The sequence below is a fragment of the Clostridium malenominatum genome (assembly GCF_039521365.1).
GTDB classification, from domain to species: Bacteria; Bacillota; Clostridia; order Clostridiales; family Clostridiaceae; genus Clostridium_AW; species Clostridium_AW malenominatum.
This window is the reverse complement of the sequence record NZ_BAAACF010000012.1, coordinates 110,006-129,382: the sequence shown is the minus strand read 5'-3', so window position 1 is coordinate 129,382 and position 19,377 is coordinate 110,006. Positions and strand designations below refer to the sequence as shown.

The window sequence follows — 19,377 nt, the reverse complement described above, 5'->3', positions numbered from 1 at the left end:
GAGAAGAGTAAGTGTAAAAGGTAGTTTTAGCGAGTGGGGGATAGTGAGAGCCCTGTACGAAAGTTATACCGAAGAACATCTCTGAGTCTCTAACCAAAATCCTTTAAGGAAAGTAGGCTTAGACGGTTCTCCACCGTTAGTAAGGAGAAGTATTGATAGATACTTTAGTGCTAAGATGAGCTTTTTATTAAGCTAATTAGGGTGGTACCGCGGAAGATATATACCTTTCGTCCCTTTGTGGGATGAAAGGTATTTTTTTTATATAAAATTTAGGAGGTAAAAGATATGGGAAAATACGATGAAAGAATTACAATTCCAGAAGGCTACAAGACGGAGCTAGATTTAAAGGAGACTGCTATTGCACTTAAATGTGTTAAAGACACCTTTGAAAGGGCATTAGCTCATAAACTAAACTTAATAAGGGTATCAGCACCTTTATTTGTAAGATGTGATAAGGGGCTTAATGATAACTTAAGCGGAGTGGAAAGACCAGTATCTTTTACTGTAAAAGATGATGAAGAAGCTCCAGCTGAAATAGTGCATTCACTAGCAAAGTGGAAGAGAATGGCCCTTTATAGATATGATTTCAACGTGGGTGAAGGCTTGTATACCGATATGAATGCAATTAGAAGAGATGAGGATTTAGACAATATTCACTCTATATATGTAGACCAATGGGACTGGGAAAAAGTTTTAAGAAAAGAAGATAGAAATGGGGATTATCTACAGAATATAGTAAGAAAGATATATGAAGCTTTCAAAGAAACAGAAAAGAAAGTGGCAGAAAGATATCCATTTTTAGAAGAAACTCTACCAGAAGAAATTACATTTATAACTTCTCAAGAACTAGAAAACCTATATCCAGGACTTACTTCTAAGGAAAGAGAAGACGCTATCTGTAAGGAAAAGGGGGCGGTATTCCTAATGCAAATAGGTAAAACTTTAGCCTCAGGAGAAAAACATGATGGAAGAGCTCCAGACTATGACGATTGGGAATTAAATGGAGACATACTTTTCTGGAATCCAGTACTTGGAAAGGCTCTAGAGCTATCTTCTATGGGCATAAGAGTAGATGAAGATTCCTTATTAAAACAATTAAAATTAGCTAATTGTGAAGAAAGAAAGAATTTAGAATTCCATAAATTACTTTTAGAAAAGAAATTACCATACACAGTAGGTGGAGGTATTGGTCAATCAAGAATGTGCATGTTCTTCTTAAAGAAGGCTCACATAGGAGAAGTACAATCTTCAATTTGGCCAGAAGAAATGATAAAGGTATGTGAGGAAAAAGGAATAAAGATATTATAATTTGTAAGTAATATAAAGACCAGCAAACTTTGCTGGTCTTGTTTCATATTTCAGTAATTACTTGGCAAAATGTTCACATTTCCACCTAACCTGAGCCTTAGCATAGGATGCATTTTAATAATCTCTCGCTATTTCTTTGAATTGCGACGTAAAAAATACCACAAATTCATTTCTGAATAATACGGTGTATAGAATAATTATTCGGTTTTTATTGTTGTGACGCTAAATTAGAATGATATGACAATAAGTCATTATTTCTTACCTTTTCGTTCTAAAAGTATAGGTGCTATATTTAGTAAGATAGAAACAATTGTCAAAAACCATAATGCCCTTTCCATACCAGGTACTACATCCATTAAAGCTGCCCAATCTTCCACTTCTACCCACACCGATACAAGACTGTATTCTGCACAAAGTGTTAATGCTGTAAATGATAATCCCATCGCCATAGCAAGCTTATAATCCTTTCCTGCTTTATACAAATAAAGATTTATAAAAGTTACTACTATTGCAATAACCCCTAATATTACCCACATAACTATACCTCCATATATTTTTATTTATGTCGTATAAAATTACCATTATGAATTCATTATAGCATATCTATAATTGTTTTTTTAATCATATGAAATAGCATATAATGTTTGATTCTATATTTATAGAAATTTATATATAGGTGGAAATTTTAGTATCAATAATACTCCTTCTGCAAATAATATAGTAAAGGTATTTAAAATGTTATATAAACAGAGTTCTTGAATCAGATGGACTTTTACTCCACCTGATTCTTAGAAATCGTTATCCAGGGATGTAGCCGCTCTTAGTTTCCACTTTGAAGAAGGTGGAAAATTAGAGTGGCAATCATCGGATAAATATAGTATAATTGTTAATGATAATCAATATCAATTAGAAAGGATGAATGTCATGAGTCAAGTTGAAGTTATAGGAACCCTTAAAATGATTAAGGAATTAGAAGATAAAGATTATATGTTTTATATGACAGCTTATAATATCGGACCTGTTATACAAGGAAACAAACCATCATGTATATTAACTTTTTCAAAGGATAATAAAAATCTATATGGAATGTGGAGGGATTATGGTGAGGAGTTTCTAACTCGCTACAATGTAGAAGCATTTAAAATAAAAGATACAGGAGAAACTTTTACAGTTTTATTTTATAAAAAGCATAGACTGGAAAATCAAATTTTCAACTCTAGAAATATTTCTTTTTTAAATCAGTTTGGATATACAAAGGAAATGGACTTAGGAGAAGTACTAGAAATACTGAAAAAAAGATATGAGGATTTCTGTCCCCATGAAATAGGTATATTTTTGGGTATACCGTTAGATGACGTAGAAGCTTTTATGCATAATCCAAAGGAAGATTTTATAACCTATGGATATTGGAAAGTGTATTATAACTTAGAAGAAGCTTTAGAAACCTTTAAAGCCTATGATGATGCGAAAATAAGAGTATTAAGAGATGTTAGAAAAGAAATAAAACCTTGGATTAATTAAATCACCAAGGTTTTTTCTATTAAGGAGCGTTTGCTAACTGGAATAATATGAGGTTTTCCTGTAACAGGATTTTTTAAAATATAAGTATCCATGTTGTAGGTTTCTTTTATATTTTTCTCCGTTAACACCTGTTCAGGTTTTCCAGAAGATAGGATTTTACCTTCTTTAAGCATTAATATATAATCGCTGTACTCTCCAGCTAAATTTAAATCGTGTAGTACTGCAACAATGGTAACCTCTCTATTTAAATACTTTACCGTATCTAATATTTCTAGTTGATGTTGCATATCTAAATTAGAAATTGGCTCATCTAGCAAAATTATTTCACTTTCTTGAGCAAGGGCTCTAGCGATTATAACCCTTTGACGTTCTCCACCACTTAGTTCATTTATATTTTTATCTTTTAAATGCCAAGTATTTGTCATCTCCATGACTTCATGAGCAATCTTTAAATCCTTCTCTCCCTCATTTTGAAAAGCCTTCAAATAAGGGCTTCTTCCCATAAGTATAATATCTAGAACGGTGAAATCAAAATCTATATTTGTATTTTGGGGAACGGAAGCCATTTTTTTTGCTAAATCTCTTACTTTGTAAGAATTAATTTCTTTTCCATCAATATATATACATTCTTTTTGGGGAGGAAGAATTCTAGCTATATTTTTTAATAAAGTAGTTTTCCCAGAACCATTAGGACCAATAATGGAATAAAATTTATTTTTTTCTAAACTTATATTTATATCCTGTAATATTTTTTTATCATCATAGGAATAATTTAAATCCTTAACGTTTATAGAGTAAAAGCTATTTTCCATTATTACATCACCTTCTTTTTATTTCTTATTAAAAGATATATGAAGTAAGGAGCACCAAAAATTGAAGTAATAGCGCCAACAGGTATTTCCGCCGGTGGCACTAAGGTCCTTGCTAAGGTATCGGAAATTATCATAAAAACTCCTCCACCTAAAGCAGTAAAAGGTAGTAATACTCTATGGTCAGGTCCTACTAAAAGTCTTATCATGTGGGGAATAATAAGGCCTACAAAACCAATAATTCCACTCATAGACACACAAGCAGCTATAATAATAGAAGAAATAGTAAGTAGTAATTTCTTTATTTTATCCACTTCAATTCCTAAAGTAGAAGCAGTTTCATCTCCAGTAAGCATTACATTCAAATCCTTAGAAAAAATAAATATAATAAAACCACCTATTAACACAAAAGGAAACAATGAAAAAACAGCTTTCCAATTGGCAGTGTTTAACCCTCCCATGGTCCAAAATATTATTTTCTCCACCTGTTCTCTATTAAATATCATAATTAAAGATATTAAGGAAGAGAGGAGAAATCCTACTGAAACTCCAGCAAGGAGCAAAGTATTTGTAGGAAGTTTGGTTCCAGTTTTTGCAATACTATAAACCAAAAGAGTAGTAAGTATGGCTCCAGTAAAAGCAAAACTTGTAACTCCGCTAACTCCTAGTATAATTGCAATAGCAGCACCCAGGGCAGAGCCAGAAGAAATTCCCAGCACATAAGGATCTGCCATAGGATTTTTAAATATTGCTTGAAATACGCATCCAACTATTGATAATCCAGCACCCACAAGGGCTGACAACATAATTCTAGGTAATCTTAAATTTAAAATAATTAACTTATGAGTATTAGAAATTCCCTCTAAGCTAATATATTTACCTACAAAAGGTATTTTAGAAGATAGTATCTTCATAGACCCATAAAAGCTTATGTCTGCCACACCAAGAGTGCTAGAAATAATAGTTAAAGCAAATAATATTCCTATTAGTATAATCAATAAAAATTTATTATGTTTTCTTTTATTTATATAAGACATGAGATCTCCTTATTTAAAAGCTTCAGGATGAATTATTTTAGCTAATTCCTCTAAACCATCTGCAAGCCTTGGTCCTTGTCTATCTAGCATATTATTATCTATTTCAAAAAGCTTTCCATTTTTTATAGCCTCTAGATCTTTATATCCATTAGTTTTTACGATTCTCCCTTTAGCATCAAAATATTTTGGAACAATAACCATGCTAGGATTTTTTTCTAAAACTTTTTCTATAGAATATTTCCATCCTTTAGCGTCGTCTGCTATATTTTTTCCCCCAGCCATTAGAATCATTTTATGGATAAAGGTATCTCCAGTAGCAGTAAAATCTCCATATTGACCAAAATCTATTACATAATATAAGGAAGGAGTATTAAGTCCCTTAACTTTTGAAGCTACATATTCCACTTTTTCCTTCATATTATTAACTACTTCGTTAGCTTTTTCCTTAGCATTTAAAACTTCACCCATTTTTTCTAAGGTGTTGTATGCACCTTCAAAACTATCTTCTCCATAAAGGGCAACAACTTTAACTGTTAAATCTTCTAACTTTTTAAGTACATCCTTTGGAAAATGAGTAGATGCTATTACTATATCTGGTTTTAATTCAAGGATTTTTTCAATACTTGGGGTTTGTAAACTACCGACGGAAGCTACGTTCTTAACTTCTACAGGATAATCACAAAAATCTGTTCTTCCAACTAATTTATCCCCTTTTCCAAGAGCATATATTGCTTCAGTAACGTTAGGCCCTAAGGAAATAATTCTTTCAGGTTCTTTATCTATTGTCACTTCTCTATCATAAGAATCTTTTATTGTTAAAGGATATTTTGTAGTAGCTATATTTTCTGCATTGTTTTTATCTTCTACTTTATTATCCTTTCCGCAAGCTACAAGTGAAGTTATCATGATTAATGATAAAAATACTACTAAGACTTTTTTCAATTTGTTCATTTTTTTCCTCCTTAAATATAGACAAAATAAAAAACCCTTATCTTCAAGATAACGGTTTAAGTTCATTAAACCATTAGCTTATCCGCGTAAGCTAAAGCGTCACTAATTCATAGGCAGTTCTCCTGGCTTAGATTCATCGCCTTTTAGCTCCTTCCCCAAAATTTGAGTGGATTATGCTAAAGACTCATCAATACAGTGGCGGGACCGCAGAAGATTAAAGCTTCTTTCCCTTTTAAACCCATAGGGGTACCTATAAATATTTTTATTTAAGTTGAGTGTAACACTTATTCATTTCCATGTCAATAAATCACATAAAGTGATAAGGCTATTTACACTATAAGCTTCCATTGGTAAAATGAAAATTAAAACTATATAAATTATGAGGAGCATATATAATGGAGGTTATAGTAAAATACCCAGGAAGTTTTGGAGAAATAGTTCAAGGTAAAGTTGGTGATATAGATATTTTATGTTCCTGTCCGATTAATATGTATACTGAGGTTAAGATATTTGAAACTAATAAGCCTAAATTAAGGTACAATTACTCAAAGTCTTCTATGCTTATAGAAAATCTACTCAAAGAATGGCGGGAAGAAAGGTATATAAGCAACTTAGATATAGAAATAAAATCAAATATTCCCACAGGAAAAGGCTTTGCTAGCAGCACAGCAGATCTTTGTGGAGTGTATCATGGTTTATTAAAGTTGTTTAATAAAAAGTATAATGCGGATGAAATAATAAAACATTGTATCCAAATTGAACCTACGGACAGTATTATATTTAATAAAATGACTTTATTTGATTACAAAAGAGGACTATATAGAGAAACCATTGGAGAATATTTTCAATTTAATATTTTAGTCTTTGAAGGGGAAAAACAAGTTGATACTTTGCAATTTAATAAAACCCCTCTTCCGCCATTAAGTAATATTGAGGATTTAATGCCTATATTTAAAAAAGGAGTGGAGGAAAGGGATACAAAAAAGATTGCATACTGCTCTACGGAAAGCATAAAACGAAACAATGAAAGATTAAAATATGAGATTTTAGAAACTATACTTAAAATTAAAGATGAAATTAATGGACATGGCATTATTGGGGCACATAGTGGAGATGCTTTGGGCATAATATATGAAGGAGAAGTAGATTTTAAAGTTTTAGAAAAATACAAAAGTTGCCTTAAGGGTTATAAAACTTATAAAGTAAGAACTATAAAAAATTCGTAGGGGGATAGTCATGGGAGTAAAAATAATTGGTGTGGTTAGTAGTATACAGATGCATAGTCAAGAAGGGTTTTCAAGCTACGAAAGAATATTTGCAAACAAGGACTATTTACAAGCTGTTGAAGAATGTGGAGGAATTCCTTTAATACTTCCTATAACTGAAGATTACTTAAAGGTAAAAGAGCAGGTTAAATTAGTAGACAAGGTGATAATAACTGGAGGAGTGGATATTAATCCTTTTTATTATGGTGAAGAATCAATTTTTAATAATGGAACAATTATGCCTGCAAGAGATAGCTATGACTTCATGATTATAAAGGCCTGTGAAGAGTTAAACAAGCCAATACTAGGAATATGCAGAGGATTACAGTCAATTAATGTGTATTATGGTGGTACTTTATATCAGCATATACCAGATGTAAAAGGGAATCATCTACAACACTCTCAAAGGTCTGATTATCATGTAGCTGTTCACAAGATAAGAATAAATGAAAATACAAAGCTGCATTCTATATTAGGCAAGGAAGCAGAGGTAAATAGTTTTCATCACCAAGCGGTAAAAGGTGTGGCAAAGGGTTTTAAAATAAGTGCGGTTTCTAGCGATGGAGTAATTGAGGGAATTGAAAATATTGAGGGAAGAACTATTATGGGTGTGCAGTGGCATCCTGAAAAGATGTATTTAAAATATGAAAATATGAAAAATATATTTAATGCTTTCATTAATGATTACGAATAAGAAAAAACTACTTGCATATTGAGTTGTTTTTCTATAAAATAAAGTATTCATACCTTTGAGGATGAATACTTTTTTAATACGCACAAAGGAGAAAAAGATGAGTAAGGATTTAAAAAATATATTGATAACAGGATTGGCTTTATTTTCTACATTTTTTGGAGCAGGTAATTTAATTTTTCCTCCAACACTTGGTTTTATTTCTGGAGATAAGTGGGCCATTACTGGGCTAGGGTTTTTAACTACATGTATTGGTCTGCCAATGCTAGGGATTATAGCAGTTGCTTTAGTGGGAGGTAGAACAGAGGATTTAACAAGTAAAATATCATCAAATTTTGGTAAAATACTTTGTTCTATAATTATGTTAACCATAGGTACATTATTTGCTGTACCAAGAACAGGGGCGACTACCTTTGAATTAGCCGTACTTCCCATATTTCCTGGGGCAAATTCAATAATAGTATCCATAATTTTCTTTGGAATAACCTATTTTTTTGCAATAAATGAAACCTCAGTGGTAGACAAGATTGGAGCAATACTCACTCCATTTTTATTAATTACTTTAGGAATTATAATAGTTAAAGGCATAATATTTCCATTAGGTACACCTATAAATACAAATATACAGGGAGCTTTTTCAAAGGGTTTTACTGAAGGATATCAAACCATGGATGCTATAGGCTCCATAATTCTGGCTCAAATGTTTATTGGGGATTTAGCTCTTAAAGGATATAAAGATAGGAAATCTCAAGTAAATATAACTATAAAATCTGGGCTAGTATCTGCAGTATGTCTTGGAGTAGTATATTTAGGACTGTTATATATAGGTGCTACATCTAGCAGTATAGTCTCACAAGACTTTACAAGAACAAGTATACTTGTATTTATAAGTCAAAGATTATTAGGGGATATGAGTAAGATAATATTTGGAGGAGCCATTGCAGTAGCTTGTTTAACAACATCTATAGGCCTTACAGCTACTACAGGAAATTACTTTAGTAAGCTTTTAAACAACAAAATAAGCTATAAAACCATTGTTTTATTTAATTGTTTAATAAGTGGATTTATCGCAAATTATGGTGTTGAAGCTATAATTAAATTAGCTGTACCCATACTGCAAACTATTTATCCTGTAGTAATAGTTTTAATAATAACTAACCTTTTAGGAAACTACATTACTAATGATAAAGTATATAAAGGGGCAGTTTATGGAGCTTTTATTGTAAGTATTTTTATATCCTTAGAATCAATTGGCATTAAGGTTCCTTTTGTAATGAATATTATAAATATGCTTCCTTTTGCAAAAGAAGGTTTTTCATGGATTATACCTGCTATTATAGGTGGAATAATTGGATTAAACTTAGACTGAAGTTTTTTACTTCAGTCTATTTTTTTACCCTTGAACATAATATATATAAAGTGGAACTTAGTATTAACAATATTGGGGGGAAGTGCATTGAAGAGGACTTATGTGTTAGATACCAATGTTTTATTATATTCACCAGGGGCCATATTTTCTTTTGGAGAACATGACGTAGTTATACCAGAGGTGGTATTAGAGGAATTAGATAGTTTTAAAAAAGACAAGAATGATTTAGGAGCAAATGCCAGATATGCTTCAAGATTAATAGATAAATTAAGAAAAGAAGGTAAATTAAATAGGGGAGTGCCTCTACCAGGTGGAGGAAAACTTAGGGTGGAGATGAATCATCAAGAGACAGAGATTCCTGTATCTTGGGACAAGGGTAAGCCAGATAATAGAATAATTCAAGTTTGCAAAGGTCTAAAAGAACAAGGAGAAGACGTGTGTCTAATAACCAAGGATATTTTTGAAAGAATTAAAGCAGATACAGTGGACATAGACGTGGAAGACTTTCACGAAAAGGTGGTTCCTGAAAATGAGAGTCAATATACTGGGAGAGAAAGTTTATACGCCTCTTCTGAAAAAATAGATGAATTTTATCAGAAAAAATATATAGATTTAAAAGACTTAGTTTATTACTGCGAAGTAACAGGAGAGTATTCAGCCCCAACTCTTTATCCGAATCAGTTCATAATAATACATGCCCTAGATAATCCAAGAAAGACAGCGCTAGGAAGATTTGACGGTAAAAAAGTACTAGCCTTATATTATAAAGATATGAGCCCTTTAGGAGTATCTCCAAGAAATGTAGGACAAAAATTTATGCTAGAGGCATTATTTACTGAGGCTAGCATAGCTCCTTTAGTAATAATTAAAGGCCCTGCAGGAACGGCAAAAACTCTTTTTTCCTTAGCAGTGGGATTAAATAAAATAATCGAAGTAGGCACAAAGCAATATAGAAGAATTTTAGTTTGTAGACCTAATGTAACCATGGATGAGGATATAGGTTATCTTCCAGGAAAGGAAGAGGAAAAAATAGCTCCTTTCATGAGACCAGTTTTGGACAACTTAGAAATATTAGTGGATTCTGATGAAAAAGAAAGATATAAAAACGAAAAAGAATTAGCAGATAAAATACAGGAGCTATTCGATAGGAGGATAATAACCACAGAAGCTGTTGCCTATTTAAGAGGAAGATCCATAGTGAAAAACTGGGTAATAATCGATGAAGCACAAAACTTAACTCCAAAACAAGTAAAAGCAATAATTACAAGAGTAGGGGAAGGTACAAAACTCATGTTAATCGGTGATCCAGATCAAATAGACCATCCTTTCCTAGATTCTAGATCCAATGGATTATGCTATGCTTCAGAAAAAATGAAGGGAAGCGAACTTTGCTATCAAATAACTTTAAAGTATGATGAGTGTGAGAGGTCGCCACTAGCTTATGAGGCGAGTAGAAGGCTTTAAGCTCGCTTGCGAGCTAGTTTTTTAGATGATAGTTGTTTAGTTTTTTAGTTTATGATGAAATTCCGCGAAGGAATTTCTGCAAATAATTCATATTTAAAATGATATGTAATGAGCAGTATGCATTTGAGCAAAATTTAGAAGTGAAGGCTACGCAAACATTACATATCATTTTATCTATTATGGTATAATTTATATAATAAGATAAGGGGAGGATAGTATGGAGGGAGTTGTAATAATAATATTTATTGTACTAGCATTAGCAATATCTGTTCTGCGAGGTGAAAGCTATGAAGTTAAGATAACGGAACAGATAGAGTCTATGGGAGGTACGGTTATCAACATAGAGAAAAAGTTCTTCTCAATAGGTCCTTTTATGGTAGTAGGAAAGGGAAGAACAGTTTACAGAATTGAGTATAAAGTAGGCAATGATATAAAAGAAGGATGGGTAAGGTTTGGTGGATTATTTGGGCCAGACTGGAGACTTTAATAAAAGTATTTTAGACACAGGTAAAGAGATGAATTCATTGTTGGTTATAAATCTAAATTTATAGAGAGTAGTTCTGAATAAATCGGAACTGCTCTTTTTTAGTGTAACCTTAATTGTAAATCAAAATGCAACCATTCCGACATCAACTAGGTTGTATTAATAATAAATATATAATATAAATCAATAATAATTTATTGATAAACGATAAAAAATGTGCTATCCTATATATAGAAATTAAAAAGAGAGGTGCTTTTTGTGAAAGGATATTCAACAATTTTCTTAAAGACAGCTGTTATTCTTATTGGAATTCCGGTTCTTGCTCTGTGTATATTTTGGGTGCCTGGTTTTGTGAATTATTTACACTTTACTATTTTAATGGGTGTGTATGCAACGGCGTTAACGTATTTCTTTGCACTATATCAGGCTTTAAAACTTATAAGTTATATTGACAAGAACAAAGCATTCTCGGAGTTATCTGTAAAGGCTTTAAAGAATATAAAATACTGTGCAAATACAATCAGTATTATATATGCAGTACTCATACCATTTTTATATCCCATAGCGGATGCAGATGATGCTCCAGGTCTTGTAGCATTCCCAATCATCATTATTTTTGGGGCAATGGTGATTGCAGTTTTTGCAGCTGTTCTTCAAAGGCTTTTAAAAGAAGCCATAGACATAAAATCAGAAAATGATTTAACAGTATGAGGAATACAGGAAGGGGATAAAAATGGCTATTATAATCAATATAGATGTGATGTTGGCTAAAAGAAAAATGAGTGTTACGGAACTTTCGGAGAAAGTTGGAATAACCATGGCAAACCTCTCTATACTAAAGAACGGAAAAGCAAAAGCTATTAGGTTTTCAACTTTAGAGGCAATATGCAAAGCTTTGGACTGCCAACCAGGTGATATTTTGGAATACAGAGAGGTAGTGCATGAAGATTAAATTAATTCAACCTGCAATGCTACCAAGACCTATGGATACAAAGTTAAAAACAAGAATGTCTCCGACCTTAGCATTACTCACAATAGCAAATCTTACTCCGAAAGAGCATGAAGTTATTATTGAAAATGAAAATGTTGAAGTGATAGATTTTGACGAAGCTGTAGATTTGGTAGCAATAACTGTCACTGTAGATGTTATGAATAGAGCGTTAGAAATATCAAAGGAGTTTAGAAGTCGCAACGTTACAGTAATTGCAGGAGGTATACATATTACAGCAGATCCAGAGGGTGCTCTTAATAGTTTTGACGCAATATGTGTAGGAATGGGTGAGAGGATTTGGGCAGAAATCCTTAGAGATAAAGAAAATAATTCACTTAAGAAGATATATTATGATATGAAAGATATTGCTGGAAAAGAAATAGTATCACCTAACTATAATATTATTGATAATAAAAAGTATTTATATACTAATATAATTAGTACAAGTAGGGGATGCCCTTTTCAATGTGATTTCTGTTATAATAGCTGCAAAAGTGTACTTAAAACCTATATTAATAGACCTATAGGGGATGTAATTAAAGATATAAAGACATTAAAAACAAGGCATATAATGTTTATCGATGATAATTTTATTGGAAATCCCAAGTGGACAAAGAAATTATTAGAGGAAATAAAACCTCTTAAACTAAAGTGGAACGCAGCGGTTACTTCTAATATAGTAGACATGCCTGAGTTATTAGATGAAATGAAGGAATCTGGCTGCCAAAGCCTATTTATAGGTTTTGAAAGTATAAATAGTAAGTCAATAGATAGTGTCCACAAGGTGCAAAATAGTGTAAACAGATATGAGAAGCTTGTAGATGAAATTCATAAGAGGGGAATAATGATAAATGCAAGCTTTGTTTTCGGACTAGATGAAGATGATGCCTCTGTATTTAAAAATACATTAGAATGGATAGTTAAAAATAAGATAGAAACGGTAACCTCACATATCCTTACTCCATATCCTGGTACAAAGTTATACTCATCATTAATAGAGGAAAACAGAATTGTAGATTTTAACTTGTCAAATTATAATACTGCCCATGTAGTATATAAACCTAAGAATATGACAGCAGAAGAATTATATAATGGTTATCTATGGATATACAAAGAAGTGTATACCTTTAAAAATATAATGAAAAGACTACCAAAATCTAAAAAGCAATGGATTCCATTTCTATCCTTTAATTTATTTTATAGGAAGTTTGGAAAGTTTACTGAATTATTGTGTGATATAGTTTCTTTTAAAAATATAGGAAGATTTTTTAGATGGTTATCTTATTATATAAAGTAGTTAGTGGAATTTATATTATAAAATGATATGTGATGTTTTTAAGTATTTAAGAGAAAGCTTACTAAACGTTACATATCATTTTCCTATTATGGTATAATTTAATTAATTTGTATGATAAATAGCAATCTAAAAAACTGACATCAAAACAATTAAATAAAGTTAAGTATTAATAAAAATAGTACTCCTTTGGAGTGTATACGAGAAAAATATACTATGGTCAAAGACCATGAACTTATTTCAACTAAAGAAACAGAAAAGGGAATTAATGAAAGTTAGTTTATTTTAGAAAGGAGTAGAATAAGTTAATGAAATATTTTACCAAGGAATGGTATGAGTTATGCCAAAAAACTAGTTTCCATTTTTCTTTGGAGGAAGAAAAACAAGCAAAAATTTTTTCGGAAGAATACTTTCAACAACTTTATAGTATAAAGTTAAATGACTGGCTTGATTTACAACAACAATTTGCTTCGCATATAGAGAAATCTGAAACAGTAGGTAGAGATTGTATTCAACACGAGATATTTAACAAAGAAAAGGCAATAGAGCAGTTTCATGAGTCATTCATATATAGCCAAGAGTATATAAAAGAATCATTACCAGAAAGAATATTGAAAGGGATAGCAGATATTAGAGTTTTTGTATTAGATAAGGCATCACGTAATGTAATAAAAGCTGTAACTAAATTTTGTGAGGACAATAGAAAGTCTGTAAACAAAACTAGTAGAGAATATAGAAAATATTATAAAAAAGCCTTAAAATTCCTTGATGAAAATATAGTTAAGAATATTAGATTTCATGATTGTGTTATTATAAATTCAAATCAAAAAGATAAATCTTTAATACTATCACTTGATAATAGAGGTGGTTTTACGAACATAGATGAAGTAGTCTTTGAAAACTATAATATAGTAAAACAGGAGGGCTCGTTAGAGAACTCATGGTGGCGTTATAATGAAATATATAAGGTAAACGATAAATACGAATTACATGTTTTACTTATAAATAAAACCGGGGATTTAATTGAATTTATTATTTCAGCTGAGCACATTGCCTTCAATTGTAATAAAAATAATTAAATATAAGTTTTAATTATTTCTTCAATTGCACTATTAGCAAATTCTTGAAAATTAATTTTTCATTTTGTCTCTAGCATACTTTAATAATAAATGTTTGCTGAAACAGTATTTTATTGAAAGGAAATGTAAACATCATGAAAATAAGTAAGTATAATATTAAAGGAGTAAATTTATCAAAACTAACAAATTTACTAAAAGATAATCAGGATATAAATCAGTACTTTAAGCAGCTTTCAGAATCAGCGGTTATTCTTGCAAGTGAAACATATTACTTTAGAATAGATTCGGATTTATTATCTATAGTTTTTCTTAATTTTATTTCGGATAATGAATGTGAAGTTGAAATAATTAGTGGCGGAGGAAAAGGAGGAGCGTTTTTCTTATCTTTGGGGTCTGAAGAAAATAGAAATAAAAATATATATAATCGATTAAAAAATATTTGCGAATCCAACTCGTGGATAATTGAAATAATTGAGTAAAATGTGAATATAGTTTTTTAGATGACAGTTTTTTAGTTTATGATGAAATCCCCTAAAGGAATTTCTGCAATGTTTGAAGTATTATGTATTCGCCTTTATCAGTAGATGGGTATTTTTTTGAAAAGGAGAGTAAATTATGAAAAGCAAAGAAAAGTTCTTTTTTATACTAAGTATGCTTTGTCTTATAGGTTTTATTTTAATAGTATTTCAAAGCATTTATATTCATAATTTTGGTAAAGTAATTATGAGAGGTATTCCTTTATGTTTCATAGGAGCTATCTTTTTATATATTTCAAAAAATGAAAAATATAGCTGGATAAGCTGGATTTTTTTATTACTCATTATTTCTTCAATTGCACTTTTAGCAAATTCTTAAAAATTAATTTCTATTTAAAAATGATATGTAATGAGCAGTATGCATTTGAGCAAAATTTAGAAGTTCTTAATTTATTTTAGATAAAATCCGTTAAAATGCTGTGCATGTTTGACCGCAGGGAGTTTGCCAGCATTAGGAGGTTTTATAAAATAAATTCTAGAACTTCTTATTTTAGCGAAAGCTACACAAGCATTACATATCATTTTTTCTTTTTTAAGAAAAAATTAATAATTTATCTACAAAGATTTACGTATTATTACAAGGATTACTATTTAAAAAAGTGTATATTTATTGTACAATGAATAAGTACGTTATGAGAAAGGAAAGGTTGAAATATGCAAAATAAGAAAAAAGTAAAGAAAAAAAAGAGATTTTCTTTTAAGATATTTATGTTTTTTCTAATGTTTCAGTTCGTTTTTGCAGGGGTTACAGCACCTATGATATTATTTTATGGACCCTTTAAAAATGTGAGAAAAACAATTGTTGGAGCAGCTATGAGTACATTAAGTCATCAATATATAGCTACTACTTTTTTATCAGATAAAAAAATAAAAGAAATTTTAAATGAAGATGTTGTGGAAGTAATAGATCAGGGAAGTGGCCTTGGAGCTATTAAGTTTGAAAATAAACACGATAGCAATATAGAAAGATATGATATAGAAGCAAAAAAATTTAAAGGTTATATGCTAGTAATAAGTGATCCTACTAGGGTTAAGGTTGGATATAGCAGTAAGCTTGGAAAATCTGGAGAATTAACTAGCCAAATTGCTAGGAATAACAATGCAGTTGCAGCTATAAATGCTGGTGGTTTCGTAGATAAAAATGATGATGGAAACTGGACAGGAACTGGTGGACATCCTGTAGGAATTCTTATGAGCAATGGAGAACTAAAAAATACTGTTTCTAACCCAAAGGCTAAAGATGATACAATGGGAATTACTGATGAGGGAGTTTTGCTTGTTGGTCGTTATAGCCTAAATGAATTAAAGGATTTAAATACAAAGGAAGCTTTAACTTTTGGACCAGCACTAGTAGTTAATGGTCAACCAACTATAAGAAGTGGTGATGGAGGATGGGGAATAGCTCCTAGAACAGCCATAGGACAAAGAAAAGATGGAGCCATGCTACTTTTAGTTATAGATGGAAGACAGGTTAGAAGTGTTGGAGCTACTTTAAGAGATGTACAAGATATAATGCTTGAATATGGCGCTTATAATGCTACTAATTTAGATGGAGGTTCTTCTTCAACTATGTACTATGATGGAGAAGTAATTAATAATCCTTGTGACCCATTAGGAGAAAGAGCAGTGCCCTCTGTTATATATGTAACACCATAGAAGGAGAGAAAAGAATGAAATCTTTAAAAAGGATAGCTACTTGGATAGTGTTTTCTCTAATAGTTCAAGCTATTGGATTTATATACGTAGATCAATTTTACCTATCAACTAATACATCAGTAAAGGTAAAAAAAGTAGAAAAGACGGAAAAAGACTCAAATAAATATGTGGAAGTACCTATTCCAGAAGAAGCGGATCATGTAAATATGTCCTTTGACGGAAAATATGTGGCCTACTATGTCAATGGAGAGTTACACATTATTAGCACTAAGGACGGTAAGGAAAAAAATATTGCTTTCGATGAAGGAGTAGAGATATCCTATTATAAATGGCTTTCAGATAGAAATAGAATGTTAATTGCAGAAAAACATAATGGTAAGGAAAATGGGTTTAAATTATATTATTATGATGTAGATAGAGATGAAAAAGACAAAATAAAAGATTTAACTTGGGCAGATGAAAAGTCAGAGGTTGAAGATATACAAGCTTCCACATTAACTAATGTTATTTATATTAAAGTATCTAGAAGCGGTGGAAGAAGCAGTTTTTACTGGATAAATATAATGAAGCAAATGAAAAATGTATATACAAAGGCTCATATAGTTGGACAAACTGCCCTGATGCCTCATGAAGATAAACTTCTTTATGAAGATACAATTTTTAATAAAATTTACTCTACTAACGTGGAAAATGCTATAGTTATCAAAGATGTAGAAAAACCTAGATTACTTGGAGTTGATACTGACGATAATGTATATATAGGCTCCATGGTAAATGAAAAAATATCTAAAATATACTATGGAACCTTAGATACACCTACAGAAAATTGGAAGGTTATGCCTTTAATGCAACCAGCTAATAGAGAAGATATTTTTATATTAGAAGGTGGAAAGCTATTAATTAATGATAATTTAAGAGGTGTAGTTAAAGAAATTGCTACAGGAAAAGAGTATGATTATCCTGGCAGATTCCTTCAGGTTTATACTAATGGTATAGGTTCTATTAAAGACGGTAAGTTAATAAAAACAATGTTTAAGTAAAGGTTAAACTACTAGGAGAAACCAATTGGTAAATCTTAGTAGTTTTACTTTAATGAATTTGATATAATAATTTTATACTCCCATTAAGAAAGGATGATTTTTTTGAATTTTGATGCATTTAGATTTGGTATGTTGCAAAAAATACTTACTATACCAGCTATATTAATTGCTTTTACTTTTCATGAATATGCTCATGCTTATGTGGCAGATAGATTAGGGGACAAAACTCCTAAATTTCAAGGAAGACTCACCTTTAACCCAATGGCTCATATAGATCCTTTAGGATTTATTATGGTTATACTTGCTGGTTTTGGATGGGCTAAACCTGTACAAACTAATCCATTAGTTTATAAAAATTACTATAAAGACGATTTAAAGGTTTCTATTGCAGGACCTTTAGCTAATGTTTTAGTGGCAGTAGTATTCTCAGCTATAACTGCAGTATTATACAAAATCGCCTCAGGGGGAGCTATGGCTTCTAATATATTAAGTATTATTATAATAATATGCGAAATAACCGTAATACTTAATTGTAGCTTGGCGTTTTTTAACATGATGCCCCTACCAGGACTCGATGGTTTTCATGTTTTAAGAGATATATTTCCAGCTAAAATAAACAAAATTCACTACGCTTTAGGGCCTTATGAAACAGTAATATTCTTGCTATTTATTTGGCTTCCAGGGGTTTCAGATTTTTTAGTGCATACTCCTGCGAGAATGCTTTATACAATGCTATTTAGAATATTTAATATATAAAGAAGGAAATGTATGGATAAGTGGATTATATTAAATAAGTTTATTCTATTAGTATATTCATTTTTAAAATATGAAGATTTATATAATAAGGAAGAAGGATTAATAGTTTTACTGTTATTATTATATATATCTATAACCATGTGCTTGTATATAGTTAAAAATAAAAATCTTAAAATTGTTCTAGGAAATATTATAGGAATATATTTAATTATAATGGGTGTTTACGTAACGCCCTTATTTTTCCTTTATCTTCCTATTAATTTTTTCGAACTTTCCTATAAAATAGGAATTAAAAATATATTTATAGACCTATCTATTTTATTTATAGCTTTACTCCTTCAAGGGGATTTTAGAGTGGATTATTTATTTATAACTATGAGCTCTTATTTGTTTTTCACCTTACTGGTTAAAACAAAAGAGAGAGTGGATGAGCTACTTATTGAAAATGATAAATTAAAAGCTTCCTATGATAAACTATATAATAAATTCAAAGCGGAAGAAGAATATGAAAGTCAAATTATATATACTTCAAAACTAGAAGAAAGAAATAAAATTGCCCAGGAAATACATGATAAAATAGGGCATACCCTATCAGGAAGCATACTTCAATTAGAAGCAGCAAAACTTCTTAAGGAAAAAGAAGAGAAAAAGAGCATGGAACTTATAGATAATACCATTTCAATTTTAAGAGATGGCATGGAGAGTATAAGGGCTACTTTAAGAAATATAAAGCCCCCTTCAGAGCAGGTGGGCATTAACAAGATTAAATTACTATTAGAGGAATTTTCATCAAAGTCTAATATAGAAAATATATTTATTTGCAATGGTGAATTAGAAAGCATAAATTATGCCCAGTGGAAAATTATAGAGGAAAACTTAAAAGAATGTCTAACTAATACTATAAAGTACTCAAAAGGAAATAAGATTACCGTAAATTTGCAGGTTTTAAATAAGCTAATTAGAGTAGAAATCAAAGACAACGGAGTAGGAGAGTTTGAGGTTAAAAAAGGCATGGGATTAAAGGGCATTGAAGAAAGATGCGAAAACATTGGAGGAAGAGTTGTTATAGATGGAACTAAAGGTTTTTTAGTTGTATTTACATTACCTATTAAGCTATAATTGGGGG

Annotated in this window: 21 protein-coding genes, 1 riboswitch and 1 other annotated feature (1 of these 23 running past the window's edge); of the genes, 17 read left to right on the top strand and 4 right to left on the bottom strand. The window is 30.8% G+C overall.

Going from position 1 to position 19,377, the window contains the following annotated elements:
• Window positions 1-238 (top strand) — a binding site (T-box leader) (it extends 14 nt beyond the left edge of the window).
• 47 nt (window positions 239-285) lie between these two features.
• Window positions 286-1,308: an aspartate--ammonia ligase gene (gene asnA, locus ABDZ69_RS16335; RefSeq protein WP_343771371.1), complete on the top strand. Its 1,023-nt coding sequence runs from the start codon at window positions 286-288 to the stop codon at window positions 1,306-1,308.
• A 251-nt stretch (window positions 1,309-1,559) separates the two neighbouring features.
• On the opposite strand, the gene ABDZ69_RS16330 is transcribed toward asnA, so the two are convergent.
• Window positions 1,560-1,844, bottom strand: coding sequence for a hypothetical protein (locus ABDZ69_RS16330; protein ID WP_216438846.1), 285 nt, complete (start codon window positions 1,842-1,844; stop codon window positions 1,560-1,562).
• 388 nt (window positions 1,845-2,232) lie between these two features.
• On the opposite strand from ABDZ69_RS16330, the gene ABDZ69_RS16325 reads away from it, so the two are divergent.
• A complete protein-coding gene (locus ABDZ69_RS16325) occupies window positions 2,233-2,829 on the top strand; it encodes a DUF3793 family protein (protein ID WP_343771368.1) in 597 nt (198 codons plus the stop codon).
• Here ABDZ69_RS16325 and ABDZ69_RS16320 read toward each other — a convergent pair.
• From ABDZ69_RS16320 to ABDZ69_RS16310, 3 genes are read right to left on the bottom strand one after another with little or no spacing between them, the layout of a single operon-like run.
• The gene (locus tag ABDZ69_RS16320; RefSeq protein WP_343771367.1) at window positions 2,826-3,641 is read right to left on the bottom strand and encodes an ABC transporter ATP-binding protein; all 816 of its coding nucleotides are present in this window, start codon (window positions 3,639-3,641) and stop codon (window positions 2,826-2,828) included. The genes ABDZ69_RS16325 and ABDZ69_RS16320 overlap by 4 nt on opposite strands.
• 2 nt (window positions 3,642-3,643) lie before the next feature.
• Window positions 3,644-4,675 carry a FecCD family ABC transporter permease gene (locus tag ABDZ69_RS16315; protein ID WP_343771365.1) on the bottom strand — a complete coding sequence of 344 codons (1,032 nt, stop codon included), beginning with the start codon at window positions 4,673-4,675 and terminating at the stop codon, window positions 3,644-3,646.
• A 9-nt stretch (window positions 4,676-4,684) separates the two neighbouring features.
• Complete coding sequence (locus ABDZ69_RS16310) at window positions 4,685-5,626, bottom strand: ABC transporter substrate-binding protein (protein ID WP_343771363.1); 942 nt, start codon at window positions 5,624-5,626, stop codon at window positions 4,685-4,687.
• Between the two features lie 95 nt (window positions 5,627-5,721).
• Window positions 5,722-5,895: riboswitch (cobalamin riboswitch) on the bottom strand.
• A 126-nt stretch (window positions 5,896-6,021) separates the two neighbouring features.
• On the opposite strand from ABDZ69_RS16310, the gene ABDZ69_RS16305 reads away from it, so the two are divergent.
• The 15 genes from ABDZ69_RS16305 to ABDZ69_RS16235 all read left to right on the top strand — a co-directional run bounded on the left by ABDZ69_RS16305 (window position 6,022) and on the right by ABDZ69_RS16235 (window position 19,370).
• The gene (locus ABDZ69_RS16305) at window positions 6,022-6,852 is read left to right on the top strand and encodes a GHMP family kinase ATP-binding protein (protein ID WP_343771361.1); all 831 of its coding nucleotides are present in this window, start codon (window positions 6,022-6,024) and stop codon (window positions 6,850-6,852) included.
• A 10-nt stretch (window positions 6,853-6,862) separates the two neighbouring features.
• Entirely contained in the window at window positions 6,863-7,585 is a 723-nt protein-coding gene (locus ABDZ69_RS16300; RefSeq protein ID WP_343771359.1) for a gamma-glutamyl-gamma-aminobutyrate hydrolase family protein, read from the top strand.
• A 97-nt stretch (window positions 7,586-7,682) separates the two neighbouring features.
• Window positions 7,683-8,951: a branched-chain amino acid transport system II carrier protein gene (gene brnQ, locus ABDZ69_RS16295; RefSeq protein WP_343771357.1), complete on the top strand. Its 1,269-nt coding sequence runs from the start codon at window positions 7,683-7,685 to the stop codon at window positions 8,949-8,951.
• Between the two features lie 87 nt (window positions 8,952-9,038).
• A complete protein-coding gene (locus ABDZ69_RS16290) occupies window positions 9,039-10,415 on the top strand; it encodes a PhoH family protein (protein ID WP_343771355.1) in 1,377 nt (458 codons plus the stop codon).
• Between the two features lie 217 nt (window positions 10,416-10,632).
• A complete protein-coding gene (locus ABDZ69_RS16285; RefSeq protein ID WP_343771353.1) occupies window positions 10,633-10,902 on the top strand; it encodes a hypothetical protein in 270 nt (89 codons plus the stop codon).
• Between the two features lie 255 nt (window positions 10,903-11,157).
• A complete protein-coding gene (locus ABDZ69_RS16280; protein ID WP_343771351.1) occupies window positions 11,158-11,610 on the top strand; it encodes a DUF2975 domain-containing protein in 453 nt (150 codons plus the stop codon).
• A 22-nt stretch (window positions 11,611-11,632) separates the two neighbouring features.
• The gene (locus ABDZ69_RS16275) at window positions 11,633-11,851 is read left to right on the top strand and encodes a helix-turn-helix domain-containing protein (protein ID WP_343771349.1); all 219 of its coding nucleotides are present in this window, start codon (window positions 11,633-11,635) and stop codon (window positions 11,849-11,851) included.
• A complete protein-coding gene (locus ABDZ69_RS16270) occupies window positions 11,841-13,187 on the top strand; it encodes a B12-binding domain-containing radical SAM protein (RefSeq protein ID WP_343771347.1) in 1,347 nt (448 codons plus the stop codon). The genes ABDZ69_RS16275 and ABDZ69_RS16270 overlap by 11 nt, the downstream gene beginning before the upstream one ends.
• 305 nt (window positions 13,188-13,492) lie before the next feature.
• A complete protein-coding gene (locus tag ABDZ69_RS16265; protein ID WP_343771345.1) occupies window positions 13,493-14,263 on the top strand; it encodes a DUF4085 family protein in 771 nt (256 codons plus the stop codon).
• 134 nt (window positions 14,264-14,397) lie between these two features.
• Window positions 14,398-14,742: a hypothetical protein gene (locus ABDZ69_RS16260; RefSeq protein ID WP_343771343.1), complete on the top strand. Its 345-nt coding sequence runs from the start codon at window positions 14,398-14,400 to the stop codon at window positions 14,740-14,742.
• Window positions 14,743-14,878: 136 nt separating this feature from the next.
• Window positions 14,879-15,118, top strand: a complete 240-nt coding sequence (locus tag ABDZ69_RS16255; protein ID WP_343771341.1) for a hypothetical protein — start codon at window positions 14,879-14,881, stop codon at window positions 15,116-15,118.
• 335 nt (window positions 15,119-15,453) lie between these two features.
• Window positions 15,454-16,455 (top strand): phosphodiester glycosidase family protein, encoded by a 1,002-nt coding sequence (locus ABDZ69_RS16250; protein ID WP_343771339.1) that lies wholly within the window; start codon window positions 15,454-15,456, stop codon window positions 16,453-16,455.
• A 14-nt stretch (window positions 16,456-16,469) separates the two neighbouring features.
• The gene (locus ABDZ69_RS16245) at window positions 16,470-17,495 is read left to right on the top strand and encodes a hypothetical protein (RefSeq protein WP_343771338.1); all 1,026 of its coding nucleotides are present in this window, start codon (window positions 16,470-16,472) and stop codon (window positions 17,493-17,495) included.
• Window positions 17,496-17,624: 129 nt separating this feature from the next.
• The gene (locus ABDZ69_RS16240; RefSeq protein ID WP_425544670.1) at window positions 17,625-18,251 is read left to right on the top strand and encodes a site-2 protease family protein; all 627 of its coding nucleotides are present in this window, start codon (window positions 17,625-17,627) and stop codon (window positions 18,249-18,251) included.
• 12 nt (window positions 18,252-18,263) lie between these two features.
• Window positions 18,264-19,370, top strand: coding sequence for a sensor histidine kinase (locus ABDZ69_RS16235; RefSeq protein WP_343771334.1), 1,107 nt, complete (start codon window positions 18,264-18,266; stop codon window positions 19,368-19,370).
• The last annotated feature ends 7 nt before the right edge of the window (window positions 19,371-19,377 follow it).

Excerpts from the sequence above, each read along its gene's own strand:
- ABDZ69_RS16300 (WP_343771359.1), top strand. The coding sequence starts at position 6,863 with ATGGGAGTAAAAATAATTGGTGTGGTTAGTAGTATACAGATGCATAGT.
- ABDZ69_RS16250 (WP_343771339.1), top strand. The coding sequence starts at position 15,454 with ATGCAAAATAAGAAAAAAGTAAAGAAAAAAAAGAGATTTTCTTTTAAG.
- ABDZ69_RS16330 (WP_216438846.1), bottom strand. The coding sequence starts at position 1,844 with ATGTGGGTAATATTAGGGGTTATTGCAATAGTAGTAACTTTTATAAAT.
- ABDZ69_RS16325 (WP_343771368.1), top strand. The coding sequence starts at position 2,233 with ATGAGTCAAGTTGAAGTTATAGGAACCCTTAAAATGATTAAGGAATTA.
- ABDZ69_RS16315 (WP_343771365.1), bottom strand. The coding sequence starts at position 4,675 with ATGTCTTATATAAATAAAAGAAAACATAATAAATTTTTATTGATTATA.
- ABDZ69_RS16305 (WP_343771361.1), top strand. The coding sequence starts at position 6,022 with ATGGAGGTTATAGTAAAATACCCAGGAAGTTTTGGAGAAATAGTTCAA.
- ABDZ69_RS16320 (WP_343771367.1), bottom strand. The coding sequence starts at position 3,641 with ATGGAAAATAGCTTTTACTCTATAAACGTTAAGGATTTAAATTATTCC.
- ABDZ69_RS16235 (WP_343771334.1), top strand. The coding sequence starts at position 18,264 with ATGGATAAGTGGATTATATTAAATAAGTTTATTCTATTAGTATATTCA.
- ABDZ69_RS16255 (WP_343771341.1), top strand. The coding sequence starts at position 14,879 with ATGAAAAGCAAAGAAAAGTTCTTTTTTATACTAAGTATGCTTTGTCTT.
- brnQ (WP_343771357.1), top strand. The coding sequence starts at position 7,683 with ATGAGTAAGGATTTAAAAAATATATTGATAACAGGATTGGCTTTATTT.
- ABDZ69_RS16270 (WP_343771347.1), top strand. The coding sequence starts at position 11,841 with ATGAAGATTAAATTAATTCAACCTGCAATGCTACCAAGACCTATGGAT.
- ABDZ69_RS16245 (WP_343771338.1), top strand. The coding sequence starts at position 16,470 with ATGAAATCTTTAAAAAGGATAGCTACTTGGATAGTGTTTTCTCTAATA.
- ABDZ69_RS16275 (WP_343771349.1), top strand. The coding sequence starts at position 11,633 with ATGGCTATTATAATCAATATAGATGTGATGTTGGCTAAAAGAAAAATG.
- ABDZ69_RS16260 (WP_343771343.1), top strand. The coding sequence starts at position 14,398 with ATGAAAATAAGTAAGTATAATATTAAAGGAGTAAATTTATCAAAACTA.
- asnA (WP_343771371.1), top strand. The coding sequence starts at position 286 with ATGGGAAAATACGATGAAAGAATTACAATTCCAGAAGGCTACAAGACG.
- ABDZ69_RS16285 (WP_343771353.1), top strand. The coding sequence starts at position 10,633 with ATGGAGGGAGTTGTAATAATAATATTTATTGTACTAGCATTAGCAATA.
- ABDZ69_RS16240 (WP_425544670.1), top strand. The coding sequence starts at position 17,625 with ATGTTGCAAAAAATACTTACTATACCAGCTATATTAATTGCTTTTACT.
- ABDZ69_RS16310 (WP_343771363.1), bottom strand. The coding sequence starts at position 5,626 with ATGAACAAATTGAAAAAAGTCTTAGTAGTATTTTTATCATTAATCATG.
- ABDZ69_RS16265 (WP_343771345.1), top strand. The coding sequence starts at position 13,493 with ATGAAATATTTTACCAAGGAATGGTATGAGTTATGCCAAAAAACTAGT.